The sequence below is a fragment of the Pseudomonas sp. NBRC 111130 genome, assembly GCF_001320485.1.
Classification (GTDB): Bacteria; Pseudomonadota; Gammaproteobacteria; order Pseudomonadales; family Pseudomonadaceae; genus Aquipseudomonas; species Aquipseudomonas vlassakiae.
In genome coordinates this window covers 116,755-132,177 of record NZ_BCBG01000102.1, presented here as the reverse complement: position 1 = coordinate 132,177, position 15,423 = coordinate 116,755, and the positions used below count along the sequence as shown (strand labels likewise).

Here is a 15,423-nt window from a genome sequence, read left to right as displayed (position 1 = left end):
GTTGGGAATTATAAGAGGCACAGGCGCAAAGGCCAGCTTTGCTACAATCGCGCAACAAATTGATCCCCTGAGGTGCATATGAGCGAGCCGATTCGCCTGACCCAGTACAGCCACGGTGCCGGCTGTGGCTGCAAGATCTCCCCCAAGGTGCTGGATGTGATCCTCGCCGAAAGCGGCACCCAGGCCCTGGACCCGAAGCTGTGGGTTGGCAATGCCTCGCGTGATGACGCCGCCGTGTACGCCCTGGACGATGAGCGCGGGGTGGTCTCGACCACCGACTTCTTCATGCCGATCGTCGACGACCCGTACGACTTCGGCCGCATCGCCGCGACCAACGCGATCAGCGATATCTATGCCATGGGTGGTGACCCGCTGATGGCCATCGCCATCCTCGGCTGGCCGGTCAATGTACTGCCCCCGGAGGTCGCCCGCGAAGTGATCCGCGGCGGCCGCGCCGTGTGCGCCGAAGCCGGCATCCCGCTGGCCGGCGGCCACTCCATCGACGCGCCGGAGCCGATCTTCGGCCTGGCGGTCACCGGCGTGGTCAGCAAGCGCCACCTCAAGCGCAACGACACCGCCATCGCTGGCTGCCGCCTGTATCTGACCAAGCCACTGGGCATCGGCATCCTCACCACCGCCGAGAAGAAGGCCAAGCTGCGCGAGCAGGACCAGGGCCTGGCGCGCGACTGGATGTGCACGCTGAACACCCCGGGCAGCCGCTTCGGCAAGCTCGATGGGGTCAAGGCGATGACCGATGTCACCGGCTTCGGCCTGCTTGGCCACCTGGTCGAGCTGGCCGAAGGCAGTGGCCTTACCGCACAGCTGGACTACGCCGCGGTGCCGCGCCTGCCAAGTGTCGACCACTACCTGGCCGAGGGCTGCATCCCTGGCGGGACCCTGCGCAACTTCGACAGCTATGGGCACAAGCTCGGTACCCTGACCGACGAGCAGAAGCACCTGCTGTGCGACCCGCAGACCAGCGGCGGCCTGCTGGTTGCCGTTACCCCTGAAGGCGAAGCCGAGTTCCTGGCAGTGGCAGGCGAACTGGGGTTGAACCTGTCGCCAATCGGCCTGCTGGTCGAGCGACAGAGCCACGCGGTCGAGGTGAAATGATGCGCCCCGACTGCACCGACTTCCGCCAGCTGTTTCTCGACGACGCGCCGATGATGGACATGCGCGCGCCGATCGAATTCGTCAAAGGTGCCTTCCCCGGCACCGTCAACCTGCCGCTGATGACGGACCAGGAGCGGCAGAAGGTCGGCACCTGCTACAAGCAGCAGGGCCAGGCCGCCGCCATCACCCTCGGCCACCAGCTCGTCAGCGGCGCGACCAAGCGCGAGCGCCTGCGTGCCTGGGCCAGCTTTGCCAAGGCCCACCCTGATGGTTACCTGTACTGCGCCCGCGGTGGCCTGCGCTCGCTGATCGTGCAGCAATGGCTGCGCGACGAGGCCGGCATCGACTATCCGCGCATCAAGGGCGGCTACAAGGCCATGCGCACCTTCCTGCTGGAAACCACCCAGCAGGCCGTCGAGCAATGCGATTTCGTGCTGGTAGGCGGCCTCACCGGCACCGGCAAGACCGATGTGCTGCAGCAGCTGAACAACGTGCTCGACCTTGAAGGCCATGCAAACCACCGCGGTTCCAGCTTCGGCAAGCGCGCCACCGCCCAGCCGGCGCAGATCGACTTCGAGAACAAGCTGGCCATCGACGTGCTGAAGAAGCGCGCCCGTGGCATCGAACAGTTCGTGCTCGAAGATGAGGGCCGCATCGTCGGCAGTTGTTCGGTGCCGCTGGAGCTGTACCAGGGCATGCAGCAATACCCGATGGTGTGGCTGGAGGACAGTTTCGAGAATCGCGTGGAGCGCATCCTGCGCGATTACGTGATCAACCTGTGCGCCGAGTTCGTAGCCGTGCATGGCGAGGAAGACGGCCGCCTGAAATTTGCCGGGCGGATGATGCAAAGCATGAGCAACATCCATAAGCGGCTCGGCGGGGAACGCTTCCAGCGATTGTCAGCCATCTTGAGCGAGGCGCTGGACGAGCAGCTGCGCAGTGGCGCGGTGGACCTGCATCGGGGCTGGATCGAAGGGCTGCTCAAGGAATATTACGACCCGATGTACGCCTACCAGCGTGAAGCCAAGGCCGAACGGATCGAGTTTGCCGGGGATGCAGTGGAAGTGCGCGAATACCTCAAGGCCCGTGCCCAGCGTCAACACCGGCAGTGAACCTGACCCTGCGGGAGCGGGCTTGCCCGCGATTGGGCCAGCCCGGGCAACCTCACTGCCCGGGGCTGAGCACCCGCTCCAGCTCCGCCGCCCGCTCGCGGGTCATGTCCAGCACGCACATGCCGCCTTCCAGCTGCGCCATGGTTCCGCCACTGGCTTGCACATGGAACTTGCAGTTGGCGTCTCGATAGGCGATCCACTGGCGCTGCACATCGCGCAGGCTCTTCTGCTGCCCGGCGTCGAGCTTGGTCGCGAGTTGCTTGTAGACCCGGTTCAGGCGCTGGTCCTGCAGTTGGGTTTCCGCCTGAATGCAACTGCTCATGGCCACCGTGCTGGAAGCCTTGTCCATGCATTGGCTGTAGGCCGGCGAGTTGTCGTCGGCCTGCGCCAGCGGCGCCAAACAGGTCATGAGCAGCAGATATCGCGTGTTCATCGCAAATCCCCTCAAAGCGTTTGTACCGGCTCAGGCGGCATCAGCACCTTGCCCGGCTCGAATTGCAGCGCTGGCATCTGGGTGGCCGCATAAGCGGTCACGGCCAGCGCTGCGATCAGGGCGACATCCAGCCAGTTCCACCCCGGCACATCGTCACTGCTGCGCGCCGTGCAGCACTGCCATAGCTGGCCCAGACAAAACACGGTGATCGCTGCCAGCCACAGGTAGAAGCCCGCGCCGAAACCGGTGCGCTGGGTGAATTCATAGCTGATGTTGTCTGGCAGGCGCTCGATGCCAAAGCTGCTGGCCGCCAGGTACAACGCACCCAGCCCAAGCAGCAGCGCCAGCCGACGAAAGCGTCGATGGCAAAGGATGGCCACCGCCAGCAGCGGGTTGGCGAACCACTGGAACATGCCGAAGGGGATGCCCCAGGGGCCATACAGGAACATCTGCAGCGCCGGCATGTGCCGGCCGGCGCTCATATGGGCGCCGTCGAAGGCCAGGCTGAGCAGGTACAGGGCCAGGCTCAGGGCCAGGTAGCAGGCTGGCAACCGGGCGCCCAGGGTCATGCGACTGGTGGTTCCAGCAGCAGGCCGTAGATACCTGAGTCGGTCAGCTCGCCGGCCACGCACCAGCGCGCCCGCAACGTGCCCTCGAGCACGAAGCCCTGGCGTTCGAGGGTGCGGGCCGAGCCCTGGTTACGTGGGTCGATCTCGCCTTCGAGGCGGCGCATGTGCAGGGTATGGGCGATGTAGTCGATGAAGCAGGTCAGCGCTTCGTCCATGTAGCCCCTGCCCTGCACCGCGCTGGCCAGGCAATAGCCGATCTCGCCCCGGCGCGAGACTTCGTCGATGTTGAACAGCTGGACCATGCCAATCAGTTCGCCATTGTCCCGGCGGTACATGCCCAGCTTGAGTTGCTCGCCATTGGTATAGGCTTCGCGGTCGGCGGCCAGCGCGCTTTCGGCTTCGGCCAGGTCCTGCCAGGGGGCATGGTGCCAGTAACGCATGACCTCGGGGTCGGCCATGATCTTCAGCCACTGCGCGGCATCCGCGTGGCGCATGGGGCGCAGCTGCAGGCGCGGGCTGTCGAGGCACAGGTCGGTGGGGAAACTGCGGGGTGGGGTCACGCCGGATCTCCTGTCCATTGCTGGGGAGATGACAGTTTAACGTTATGTGGGGGGCTGCGGGTGTATGTCTTGGAATGTGTGGTGGGGCGGCGCTCGACCTCAAGAGCGCTGCAACTCTATCGGCGAACCCCCTTCAATCAGACGGCATCCGACAGAGGCCTGAGGATGAATCGCTCCCCCCGCCCTGTTGAAGCATTTGGTTTCGGATTCAGAATTTTCTTACAGCTGATAGCCCTTTCGCGGGCATGCCCGCTCCCACAGGGAACTGCTCAGTCTTCGATGCCTGCGCCGGATCTGTGGGAGCGGGCGAGCCCGCGAAAGGGCCGGCGCAGGCTGCCAAAAAGGGTCAGGCCACCTCCGCCCCATCATCCGGCCAATGCGGTTCGTTGGCCCCAGGCGGGGTCAGCGGCGGCAGCCCATAGGCCGCCCGCGCATCGTCACAGCTGGGGTTATGCACCCCACCCTCCCACGACGCTTCGAATTCGCGGCACGGGCTGGAACGGTTGGCGTAGATGGTGCACGCCACCTGTTGGCCAATCTCACCCTGCAGGCTCACGCAGCGGCAAGGCTTGGCGTCGGTGCCGATCATCGCAACACGGGTGGGGTTGATCTGTACCACCAGGTCATCCGGCACAACACCGCCGGCAGACTGGCATTCGCCCCAGAAGAAGGACACACGGAAGTACCCGCAGCAGGCGCCGCAGTCAAGGCAAGGGTTATATTCGGACATGATGGCACGGAAGGAAGGTTGTTGTTATCGGGGCTGGGCCCGCGCGCCATTTGTAATCGAAGCCAGGTCGGCTGAGAAGAGGGGCACTGCAAAAATAGTTTGCCGTTGATCCGGCAGGCCCGAGCCCGCCGAAGCGGGCCCGGGTGGCGCGTTACTTCTGGGTCAATCCGTCAGCTCGGAACATCTGGCGGATGCCGCGGATCGCCTGGCGAATGCGGTCCTGGTTCTCGATCAGGGCGAAGCGCACATGGTCGTCACCATAGTCACCAAAACCGATGCCCGGCGACACACAGACCTTGGCTTCAGCCAGCAGCTTCTTGGCGAACTCCAGCGAACCCAGGTGCGCATACTGCTCTGGAATCTTCGCCCACACGTACATCGACGCCTTGGGGTTCTCGACCATCCAGCCCAGTTCGTGCAGGCCCTTGACCAGCAGGTTGCGGCGCTGGCGGTATTGCTCGGCGATATCGCGCACACACTGTTGGTCACCTTCCAGGGCGGCGATGGCCGCCACCTGCAGCGGGGTGAAGGTGCCGTAGTCGTGGTAGCTCTTGATTCGCGCCAGGGCGCTGACCAGCTCGGGATTACCGACCATGAAACCGATCCGCCAGCCGGCCATGTTGTAGCTCTTGGACAGCGTGAAGAACTCCACCGCGATGTCCTTGGCGCCCGGCACTTGCATGATCGACGGCGCTTTCCAGCCGTCATAGACGATGTCGGCGTAGGCCAGGTCGTGCACCACCAGCACGTCGTACTGCTTGGCCAGGGCCACCACGCGTTCGAAGAAGTCCAGTTCCACGCACTGGGCAGTGGGGTTGGACGGGAAGCCGAGGATCATCATCTTCGGCTTGGGGATCGACTCGCGAATCGCCCGCTCCAGTTCGTTGAAGAAATCCACTCCCGGCACCAGTGGCACCGAACGCACCTGGGCACCGGCGATCACGGCGCCGTAGATGTGGATCGGGTAGCTCGGGTTAGGCACCAGCACCGTGTCACCATGATCAAGGGTGCCAAGCATCAGGTGCGCCAGGCCCTCTTTCGAGCCGATGGTGACGATGGCTTCGCTTTCCGGGTCGATATCGACCTCGTAGCGCTCCTTGTACCAGTTGGAGATAGCCCGGCGCAGGCGTGGAATGCCGCGGGAGGTGGAATAACCATGGGTGTCATCACGCTGGGCGACCTGTACCAGCTTCTCGACGATGTGCGGCGGGGTCGCACCGTCGGGGTTGCCCATGCTCAGGTCGATGATGTCCTCGCCACGGCGGCGGGCGGCCATCTTGAGTTCGGCAGTGATGTTGAAGACGTAAGGGGGGAGACGATCGATGCGCGCGAAACGGCGCGGCGAACCTGGATTGGCCATGGTTTCCTCGGGAGACGTAAGCGCCCGGAACCGTCCGAGCGACGCTGGCCGCTGCGGCGGCCCGGATCAGAAGATAGTGCCGAAACAGGTTCGCTGTAAAGGATAAACTCCTCTTTTGTTAGAGATTTTCAGATTTATTATTTGAAAATTAGAGATTTATGTTTTCAGACCAGACCTCTTCGCCGGCACGCCCGCTCCCACAGTTACCACGCTATCCCACGGCATGTGCATAACCCTGTGGGAGCGGGCGTGCCCGCGAAGAAGCCAACACAAAAATCACAGGCATAAAAAAACCCGGCACAGTGGCCGGGTTTTCGGTGAAGCACTCGCCTCGATTAGCGCGCGTAGGTCATCAGCACGTCCGCAGCGGTCTGGCTGTCCACACCCATCATCACGCTCAATGCAGTAACGGTGAGGATGGAGAAACCGAACACCTTACGGGCCCACTTGCTGTCGTCCTCGGCCTTGTAGCCACCCCAGGCCATGTACAGCCAGTACAGGCCCATGGCTGCCGCCACGGCCAGGTAGCCGAGGCCGGCGTAACCGCCGAGGGTGAGCATCAAGGTGGCAAGCAGGAAAGCCAGCACGTACAGCACGATCTGCTTCTTCGCCGCGAGGATGCCGCGCGCCACCGGCAGGACCGGGATGTTGGCAGCGCTGTAATCCTTGAAGCGGAAGATCGCGATGGCAAAGCTGTGCGGCATCTGCCACAGGCTGAACATCACCAGCAGGGTCACTGCAGCCAGGTCGAAGCTGTTGCTCACGGCGCAGTAGCCGATCACCGGAGGCATGGCACCGGACAGACTGCCGACCAAGGTGCCGTGCACCGATTTGCGCTTCAGCCAGAGGCTGTAGAAACCGACGTAGACGATGAAGCCAATCAGCGCGCAGAACGCCGACAGCGGGTTGGCCTGCACATACAGCAGGCTGAAGCCCGCCACCCCGAGCAGGGTGGCGTAGACCAGCGCGAGGGTCAGCGACATGCCGCCCTGCACCATGACGCGGTTCTTGGTACGTTCCATCTTGTGGTCGATGTCACGGTCGATGCAGTTGTTGAACACGCATCCGGACGCAACCACCAGCGAAGTACCGATCACCACCGCCAGGAACAGGGCGAAGTCCACATGGCCCTTCGAGGCAAGGAAGAAACCGCCTGCCACGGAAAGCACGTTACCGAAAATGATCCCCGGTTTGGTGATTTGGATAAAGTGCTTAACGGACATGCAGTCTTACCTCACTTGGCCATCATTTCGAAGTGGATGCTGAACATGATCCACAGCGACAGGCCGACCAGCAGAGCGATTACCAGGGTGGTGAACAGGAACGTCGACACGTTGGAACGTTGCTCTTTCGAGCGGTCCATGTGCAGGAAGTACACCAGGTGTACCACTACCTGAATCACAGCCATGGCCACGATGATCAGAACGGTCAGGTTCTTCGGCAGGCTTGGCGACATGGCCAGGCCAAACGGGATCGCCGTCAGGATGATCGACAGGATGAAGCCGATCATGTACGACTTGACGCTGCCGTGGTTACCTTCGTGATGAGTGTCGTGTGCGTTAGCCATTACAGAACTCCCAGCAGGTAGACGACGGTGAATACGCAGATCCAGACCACGTCCAGGAAGTGCCAGAACAGGCTCAGGCAGCTCATGCGGGTCTTGGCGGTCGGCGTGATGCCGTGCTTGTTGATCTGGTACATCATGATTGCCATCCAGATCAGGCCGGCGGTCACGTGCAGACCGTGGGTGCCTACCAGGGCGAAGAAGCCCGACAGGAAGCCACTGCGGGTCGGGCCGAAGCCCTCGCCGATCAGGTGATGGAATTCATAGATTTCCATCGCGATGAAGCCTGCACCGAACAGGAAGGTCACAGCCAACCAGCCCAGTACGCCAGCTTTCTTGCCGTCGAACATCTTCAGCATGGCGAAGCCGAAGGTGATCGAGGACAGCAGCAGGAACAGCGTTTCTACAGCTACGAAGTCGAGCTGGAAGATGTCGTGACCCGACGGGCCGCCGGCAAAACTGCCGGACAGCACCGCGTAGGTGGCGAAGAGCGACGCAAACAGGATGCAGTCGGTCATCAGGTACAGCCAGAAACCGAGGACGGTCATCTGGCCCGAGTCGTGGTGGTGGTCATCGTGAGCATGGTCATGACCATGCGCGCCACCGTGGATTACTTGACTGGACATTGATTACACCCGTTCAAACGATTCGACACGTGCGCCGGCAGGCAGAGCACCTGCTTTGGCCAGCGCTTTGAGACGCTCGCCTTCGATGCGCGCCACTTCTTCGGCCGGAACCATGTAGCCCTGGTCATCACGCGCAGCGTGGCGAACGAAGACCGCGATGGTTGCCAGCAGGCTCGCGCCAACCAGCCACCAGATGTGCCAGATGAAAGCGAAGCCGAAGACAGTCAGGAACAGACCCATGAACAGACCGGTAGCGGTGTTGTTCGGCATGTGGATCGCTTCGTACTTGCCTGGCACCTTGTAGGCGACACCGGCTTCCTTGGCTTCGTTCCAGCAGTCCAGGCCAACTTTCTCTGGCATGTGGGCGAAGTTGTAGAACGGAGGTGGCGACGAAGTCGACCATTCCAGGGTACGGCCGCCCCATGGGTCGCCGGTCACGTCCAGGTTCTGCTCGCGATCGCGGATCGAAACGACGATCTGGATCAGCTGGCAGGCGATACCGAACAGGATCAGCACGGCGCCGACAACGGCTACGTACAGGTAGGGTTCCCACAGTGGGTTGTCGGAGTGGTTCAGACGACGGGTCATGCCCATGAAGCCCAGGGCGTACAGCGGCATGAACGCAACGTAGAAACCGGAGATCCAGAACCAGAATGCAGCCTTGCCCCACTTCTCGTTCAGCTTGAAGCCGAACGCTTTTGGCCACCAGTAGGCGAAGCCGGCGATGTAGCCGAATACCGCACCACCAATGATCACGTTGTGGAAGTGAGCGATAACGAACAGGCTGTTGTGCAGCACGAAGTCAGCACCTGGAACAGCCAGCAGAACGCCAGTCATACCACCGATCGAGAAGGTGATCATGAAGCCCAGGGTCCACAGCATCGGTGCGGTGAAGCGCACACGGCCCTGGTACATGGTGAACAGCCAGTTGAACAGCTTCACACCGGTCGGAATGGAGATCAGCATCGTCGCCAGGCCGAAGAAGGTGTTGACGCTGGCGCCGGCACCCATGGTGAAGAAGTGGTGCAGCCATACAGCGAAGCCCAGCACGGCGATGGCGCCCGATGCGTAGATCATCGAGTGGTGGCCGAACAGACGCTTGCCGGAGAAGGTCGAAGTCACTTCCGAGAACACGCCGAAGGCCGGCAGGATCAGGATGTAAACCTCAGGGTGACCCCACGCCCAGAACAGGTTGACGTACATCATCGGGTTCCCACCAAGCTCGTTGGTGAAGATGTGGAAGTCCAGATAACGGTCAACGGTCAGCAGAGCGAGTGCAGCGGTCAGGATCGGGAACGAAGCCACGATCAGCACGTTGGCCCAGGTGCAGGTCCAGGTGAAGATCGGCATGTCCATCAGCTTCATGCCAGGTGCGCGCATCTTCATCACGGTGACGAGGAAGTTCACGCCGGTCAGTGTCGTACCCAGGCCTGAGAGCTGTAGCGCCCAGATGTAGTAGTCGACACCCACCCCAGGGCTGTACTGAATGCCCGCGAGCGGCGGATAGGCAACCCAGCCGGTCTTGGCGAATTCACCAACGCCCAGCGAGATGTTGACCAGCAGCACGCCTGCCAGCAGCAGGTAGAAGCTCAGGGAGTTCAGGAACGGGAAGGCAACGTCACGTGCACCGATCTGCAGAGGAACCGCCAGGTTCATCAGGCCGGTGAAGAACGGCATCGCCATGAAGATGATCATGATCACACCGTGAGCGGTGAAGATCTGGTCATAGTGTTCAGGCGGCAGGTAGCCTTCGGAGCCACCGGTAGCGGCAGCCAGCTGGGTACGCATCATGATGGCGTCGGCAAAGCCGCGCAGCAGCATGACCATCGCGACGACGATGTACATCACCCCGATTTTCTTGTGGTCGACGGTGGTCAACCACTCGGTCCACAAGTAGGTCCACTTGCGGAAATAGGTGATAGCACCAACGACAGCAATACCCCCGAGCGCGATCATGGCAAGCGTCACCATGACTATCGGCTCGTGGAAGGGTATCGCCTCCAGGGTTAATTTACCGAACATCTCTTACTCCTCTGCACCGGCAGCTGGTTGCATACTCGATTCCACACCCTTGGTTGTGGCCAGATCTTTGCTGCCTGCTTCTTCGTGGCTCGGACGACCGCGGTTCATGCCTTCGTACTTGTCGACGATGATCTGGAACTGGTCAGGCGAGGCCTCGCTGTACAGCGCGACTGGGTTGTTTTCGCTTGGTTTGGCCAAGGCGTCGTATTCGGCCTTGTCCAGCTTCTTCGGCGACTGCTTGACCTCGGCGACCCACTTGTCGAAGTCCTCCTGGGAGGTGGCAGTGGCCTTGAATTTCATGCCGGTGAAGCCAGCGCCGCTGTAGTTGGCACTGATACCGTCGAACTCGCCATTTTCGTTGGCGATCAGGTGCAGCTTGGTGGTCATGCCGGCCATGGCGTAGATCTGGCCGCCCAGGCCCGGGATGAAGAACGAGTTCATCACGGCGTCGGAAGTGACGCGGAAGTTGACCGGGGTGTTAGCCGGGAAGACGATCTTGTTGACCGTGGCGATGCCCTGTTCCGGGTAGATGAACAGCCATTTCCAGTCCAGCGCGACCACATCGATCTGAATCGGCTTCACGTCCGAATCAAGCGGACGGTAAGGGTCCAGCTTGTGGGTCGACTTGTAGGTGACGTAACCCAGGGCGATGATGATGATGATCGGGATGATCCACACCGCAGCTTCGATCTTGGTCGAGTGCGACCAGTCGGGGGTGTAGGTGGCAGCCTTGTTCGAAGCACGGTACTTCCAGGCGAATGCCACGGTCATGATGATGACCGGAATCACCACCAGCAGCATCAGGCCGGTTGCGATCAGGATCAGGTTCTTTTGCTCAATGCCGACCTGACCTTTCGGGTCGAGCAGGGTCCAGTTGCACCCACTGAGTAAAAGCATGCCTAAAAAGGGCAATATGCCAAACAGTCTGGGGTAACGCTTTTTACTCATCTCACGACCTCTAGATCAGCTTGCTTCAATGCAATTTGTGTTTTGGTAGCCAACACTTCGTCCTGCCAAGTGCGGCATTTCGCGCCCGTACTCGCTCCTGCCCGGGTCCGACTGCAGGACCTTGGCGCAAAGCGTGTTAGCGGTGCTTATGGTTTCGTAGGCAACAGGCCTGTACTTCAGACCAAGTCCATTTGGTGCGGGAAAACGCGGAGGGGGGTCCGCCCGGTATCGCCGTTGGGCGAAACTTGACGAAGTCAGCAAAAAGGAGCGCTGGGGCTTCCTTCAATCCTGCGACTCGCAAGCAGTGCCGAACGGAAATTGGGGGCGATTGTAGATAGGTCGCCAACCCTTGACTATGACTTATTGAGCAACAGTCTTTTACAGAATCTGCAACAATCCGCCCCGAAAAATCAACTTCGCGACAGTTTGTCGCACCCCGCTTGATAGCCCTCAAACCCGCGTTTCACAAGGCTTAGAGATTGATCTGGATCAAGCGGGAGAGAACATTTCGCTGTTCTCATCCGGTGCAAAAGACCACACCGAAATCGTGACTTATGTCTAAGACTGGCGCCGGTTGCGGTAGATGCCGAACGGAACCAGGATGGCCGTCAGCACGAATGCCACCAATGCCCACTGCGCCAGCGACAAACCGAGGATCGGCGGGTACGGCGTGCTGCAGAAGCCGTCGACCTGGAATGCCAGCGGCCAGAGCTTGGCCAGGGGCAGGTCGTCGACGATCGGCTGCAGGGTATCGATGCCGCAACTGACCATGGGGTTGGCGAGTATATACACATGGTTGCCAGCCGCAACGATTCCGCCAACGGCACTGAGCACCACCAGGCCCTCGAACAGGGTCAGGCTGCGGCGCCCGGGCATGGCGGCGGCAATGAACGCGAAGATGGCAATAAACAGCAAGGCATAGCGTTGCAGGATGCACAGCGGGCAAGGGGCCTCGCCCAGCACCACCTGCATGTACAGCGCACCGCCGATCAGGGCGAGGCAGATCACCCCCAGCAGTACCAGAAAGCGCCGTTCGCGATTCAGGCGCGATGTTTGTTCGTTCATTGCCGATTCCTTCGATGGATAGGGGGCAGCGTGGTCCGCCCGCCTGGCGCAATTCTACACGCAGGCAGGGCCTTTGGCGTGTCGAGGAGGCGGCAAGACAGCACTGCGCAGGGCTATCCGGAGATGCTCAGACCGGTTGCAGCAAGGTCGGTTCAACGTTGGCCGGTAAAAAAGCGGCTGCCCGGGTGCCGTGCAGGGGGAAGCCCCTCGACACCCGGGAGTGAAGGATACAGTGATTAAAGGAGGATTAAAGATGAAAGGTGCCCGAGGCACCGTTCATCTTTCCTTATATATAGGCAGGAAGTATTGATCGGCCCTTTCGCGGGCACGCCCGCTCACAAAGTGACTGCGCAGATGCTGAAAGCTGCGAGTAACCTGTGGGAGCGGGCGTGCCCGCGAAGAGACCGGTACAGTCAGTGCATCACTCCAGGGCCGACGCAGGCCCGAAGAACTCGTAGCGGCTTTGCTGCTCCGGTACCCCCAGGCTCTTGAGCTGGCGCCTGACCGCCGCCATGAAGCCCTTGGGCCCGAGGAAATACGCATCCACATCACGCCCGTGCGGCAGCCACTCGGCCAGCAGCTCCTCGCTCAGCAAGCCCACGGCATCGGCGGCAGCGCCGCCTTCCGGTTCGGCATAGCAGTAGAAGCGTTTGAGCTGCGGATGACGCTCGGCCAGGCCGTCGACCCAGTCGCGGAAGGCATGCACGGCACCGTTGCGCACGCAGTGGATGAAATGCACCTCACGCGGTGTCTTCAGCGCCGCCTCAAGCATCGCCAACGTCGGGGTGATGCCCACCCCACCGCTGATCAGCACCAGCGGCCTGGCGCTGGCCGCCAGGGTGAAATCCCCTGCTGGCGGGAACAGCTGCAAGGTGTCGCCCACCGCCAGTACATCATGCAGATGGTTGGAGACCTTGCCGCCTTCCTCGCGCTTGACGCTGATGCGGTATTGCTGGCCGTCGCACAGGGCAGACAACGAATAATTGCGCCGCTGCTCGACACCGTCGATGAACAGTTGCAGGCCAATGTACTGGCCGGGTTCGGCCTTCAGTACCGGCTTGCCATCTACCGGGGCGAAGTAGAACGAGGTGATTTCGCTGCTTTCCTGCTCACGACGGACCAGGCGGAATTCGCGGCTGCCGCGCCAGCCGCCGGCAGCCTCTTCCTTCTGTTTGTAGAGGGTTTCCTCGGCACCCATCAGGATGTCGGCCAGCTGGCCGTAGGCAGCAGCCCAGGCCGCGATGACTTCAGGCGTGGCGATGTCCTTGCCCAGCACTTCTTCGATGGCGCGCAGCAGGCAGCTGCCGACGATCGGGTAGTGCTCCGGCAAAATCTGCAGGGCAACGTGTTTGTTGATGATCTGGCCAACCAGGCCACCGAGCTGCTCCAACTGGTCGATGTGACGGGCATACATCAGCACGCCATTGGCCAGAGCGCGTGGCTGGTCGCCGCTGGCCTGGTGGGCCTGGTTGAACAGCGGGCGCACCTCTGGGTACTCGCTGAGCATCATTTTGTAAAAATGGGTGGTCAGCGCTTCACCACCGGTTTCCAGCAGAGGGACAGTGGCTTTGATGATTGCACGTTGTTCGGCATTGAGCATTTAGACGACTCCTGAGCCTGAGGCTTCACATGGTTGCCTTTGCTGTTACAGCAATCGTGCCAACCTTTTCCGCCAATGAAATCAGGGCACTGGCAGCAATCATGTCAAAATGACCCGGTGTCACGTATAGTCAAATTGACTTACAGGAGTCCATATGACTACCAAGCCTTTGCTCACCACCTTGCTGCCCCTGGTCAGTGACCTGTCCCGCGACTTGCCCGACCAGGAGCGCTACCGCCGCCTGCTGCAGGCCATGCGCGGGCTGTTGCCCTGCGATGCTGCCGCGCTGTTACGCCTGGACGGCGAGTGGCTGGTGCCACTGGCCGTCGATGGACTGTCGCCCGATACCTTGGGCCGACGCTTCAAGGTCAGCGAGCACCCGCGTTTCCAGATCCTGCTCAGCCGACCGGAACCGACACGCTTTGCCAGCGACTCCGAGTTGCCCGACCCTTACGATGGCCTGGTCAACGCCCCCCACGCCGACCTTGAAGTGCACGACTGCATGGGCTGCCCGCTGATGGTCGACGAGCGCCCCTGGGGCCTGGTGACCCTCGACGCGCTCACGCCCGGCCAGTTCCAGAGCCTGGAGCTCGATGCCCTGCAGGCGTTCGCCAGCCTGGCCGCCGCCACGGTGACCGTGGCCGAACGCATCGAGCACCTGGCCCTGCGCGCCGAAGATGAGCACCATCGCGCCGAGATCTACCGCCAGGCCAGCGGCCAGGACAAGGAACTGATCGGTCAGAGCCCGGCGCACAAGCGCCTGCTGGAAGAAATCCGACTGGTGGGTGGCAGCGAACTGACCGTGCTGATCACCGGCGAAACCGGTGTGGGCAAGGAATTGGTCGCCATGGCCCTGCACCAGGCCAGCAACCGCGCCGACAAACCCTTGGTGAGCCTCAATTGTGCAGCCCTTCCTGACACGCTGGTGGAAAGCGAACTGTTCGGCCATGTGCGCGGTGCCTTCACCGGCGCCCACGGCGAGCGTCGTGGCAAGTTCGAACTGGCCAACGGCGGGACGCTGTTTCTCGATGAAGTGGGTGAGTTGCCGCTGACCGTGCAAGCCAAGCTGCTCCGCGTGCTGCAAAGCGGCCAACTGCAACGCCTGGGCTCGGACCGTGAACACCGCGTAGACGTACGCCTGATCGCTGCGACCAACCGCGACCTGGCCGCGGAGGTGCGCGCAGGCAACTACCGCGCCGACTTCTACCATCGCCTCAGCGTCTACCCGCTTCAGGTGCCGCCACTGCGTGAGCGCGGGCGCGATGTGCTGCTTCTTGCCGGCTACTTCCTCGAACAGAACCGATCACGCCTGGGTTTGAACAGTCTGCGCCTCAGCAGTGAAGCGCAAGCAGCGTTGCTGGCGTATGACTGGCCGGGCAACGTGCGCGAACTCGAACACCTGATCGGCCGCTCGGCCTTGAAGGCCATGGGCCAACACCCGAAGCGCCCGCGCATTCTCACGCTCGAGGCCAGCGACTTCGACCTGCGCAGCGCCCAGCCGGCCACGGCCGGCACCCTTCCCCACGGCACGCCCACTGCCCTGCCCCTCCCCGTCTGGGGCCTGCGCGAAGCTCTCGACGATTACCAGCGCCAGCTCATCGAGGCCTGCCTGCAACGGCATCAGGACAACTGGGCCGCTGCAGCCCGCGAGCTTGGCCTGGACCGTGCCAACCTGAGTCGCCTGGCCCGTCGGCTGGGGCTTCGCTGAGCCAACACACACT

At 61.9% G+C, this 15,423-nt stretch carries 15 protein-coding genes; 3 read left to right on the top strand and 12 right to left on the bottom strand.

Going from position 1 to position 15,423, the window contains the following annotated elements:
- The first annotated feature begins 78 nt into the window (after positions 1-78).
- Positions 79-1,113: a selenide, water dikinase SelD gene (gene selD, locus APH33_RS24070; protein ID WP_054887545.1), complete on the top strand. Its 1,035-nt coding sequence runs from the start codon at positions 79-81 to the stop codon at positions 1,111-1,113.
- Positions 1,113-2,225: a tRNA 2-selenouridine(34) synthase MnmH gene (gene mnmH, locus APH33_RS24065; protein ID WP_054887544.1), complete on the top strand. Its 1,113-nt coding sequence runs from the start codon at positions 1,113-1,115 to the stop codon at positions 2,223-2,225. Before selD ends, mnmH begins: the two co-directional genes overlap by 1 nt.
- A 52-nt stretch (positions 2,226-2,277) precedes the next feature.
- Here mnmH and APH33_RS24060 read toward each other — a convergent pair whose 3' ends face one another.
- The 12 genes from APH33_RS24060 to hmpA all read right to left on the bottom strand — a co-directional run bounded on the left by APH33_RS24060 (position 2,278) and on the right by hmpA (position 13,702).
- A complete protein-coding gene (locus APH33_RS24060; protein WP_054887543.1) occupies positions 2,278-2,658 on the bottom strand; it encodes a lysozyme inhibitor LprI family protein in 381 nt (126 codons plus the stop codon).
- An 11-nt stretch (positions 2,659-2,669) separates the two neighbouring features.
- Positions 2,670-3,209 (bottom strand): hypothetical protein, encoded by a 540-nt coding sequence (locus tag APH33_RS24055; RefSeq protein WP_054887592.1) that lies wholly within the window; start codon positions 3,207-3,209, stop codon positions 2,670-2,672.
- 14 nt (positions 3,210-3,223) lie between these two features.
- Positions 3,224-3,787 carry a GNAT family N-acetyltransferase gene (locus APH33_RS24050; RefSeq protein ID WP_054887542.1) on the bottom strand — a complete coding sequence of 188 codons (564 nt, stop codon included), beginning with the start codon at positions 3,785-3,787 and terminating at the stop codon, positions 3,224-3,226.
- A 346-nt stretch (positions 3,788-4,133) separates the two neighbouring features.
- Entirely contained in the window at positions 4,134-4,517 is a 384-nt protein-coding gene (locus APH33_RS24045; RefSeq protein ID WP_054887541.1) for a YkgJ family cysteine cluster protein, read from the bottom strand.
- 151 nt (positions 4,518-4,668) lie between these two features.
- Positions 4,669-5,877, bottom strand: a complete 1,209-nt coding sequence (gene alaC / locus APH33_RS24040) for an alanine transaminase (RefSeq protein ID WP_054887540.1) — start codon at positions 5,875-5,877, stop codon at positions 4,669-4,671.
- 335 nt (positions 5,878-6,212) lie between these two features.
- Positions 6,213-7,100 (bottom strand): heme o synthase, encoded by an 888-nt coding sequence (cyoE, locus tag APH33_RS24035; RefSeq protein WP_054887539.1) that lies wholly within the window; start codon positions 7,098-7,100, stop codon positions 6,213-6,215.
- 11 nt (positions 7,101-7,111) lie between these two features.
- Positions 7,112-7,444, bottom strand: coding sequence for a cytochrome o ubiquinol oxidase subunit IV (gene cyoD, locus APH33_RS24030; RefSeq protein ID WP_054887538.1), 333 nt, complete (start codon positions 7,442-7,444; stop codon positions 7,112-7,114).
- The gene (gene cyoC / locus APH33_RS24025) at positions 7,444-8,067 is read right to left on the bottom strand and encodes a cytochrome o ubiquinol oxidase subunit III (protein WP_027920308.1); all 624 of its coding nucleotides are present in this window, start codon (positions 8,065-8,067) and stop codon (positions 7,444-7,446) included. The genes cyoD and cyoC overlap by 1 nt, the downstream gene beginning before the upstream one ends.
- A 3-nt stretch (positions 8,068-8,070) precedes the next feature.
- Entirely contained in the window at positions 8,071-10,089 is a 2,019-nt protein-coding gene (gene cyoB / locus APH33_RS24020; RefSeq protein ID WP_054887537.1) for a cytochrome o ubiquinol oxidase subunit I, read from the bottom strand.
- 3 nt (positions 10,090-10,092) lie between these two features.
- Positions 10,093-11,037 carry a ubiquinol oxidase subunit II gene (cyoA, locus tag APH33_RS24015; protein WP_054887536.1) on the bottom strand — a complete coding sequence of 315 codons (945 nt, stop codon included), beginning with the start codon at positions 11,035-11,037 and terminating at the stop codon, positions 10,093-10,095.
- A 558-nt stretch (positions 11,038-11,595) separates the two neighbouring features.
- A complete protein-coding gene (locus tag APH33_RS24010; RefSeq protein WP_054887535.1) occupies positions 11,596-12,102 on the bottom strand; it encodes a disulfide bond formation protein B in 507 nt (168 codons plus the stop codon).
- A gap of 421 nt (positions 12,103-12,523) precedes the next feature.
- A complete protein-coding gene (hmpA, locus tag APH33_RS24005; protein ID WP_054887534.1) occupies positions 12,524-13,702 on the bottom strand; it encodes an NO-inducible flavohemoprotein in 1,179 nt (392 codons plus the stop codon).
- Between the two features lie 154 nt (positions 13,703-13,856).
- On the opposite strand from hmpA, the gene norR reads away from it, so the two are divergent.
- On the top strand, positions 13,857-15,410 hold the full coding sequence (norR, locus tag APH33_RS24000) for a nitric oxide reductase transcriptional regulator NorR (protein ID WP_054887533.1): 1,554 nt from the start codon (positions 13,857-13,859) through the stop codon (positions 15,408-15,410).
- Positions 15,411-15,423: the final 13 nt, after the last annotated feature.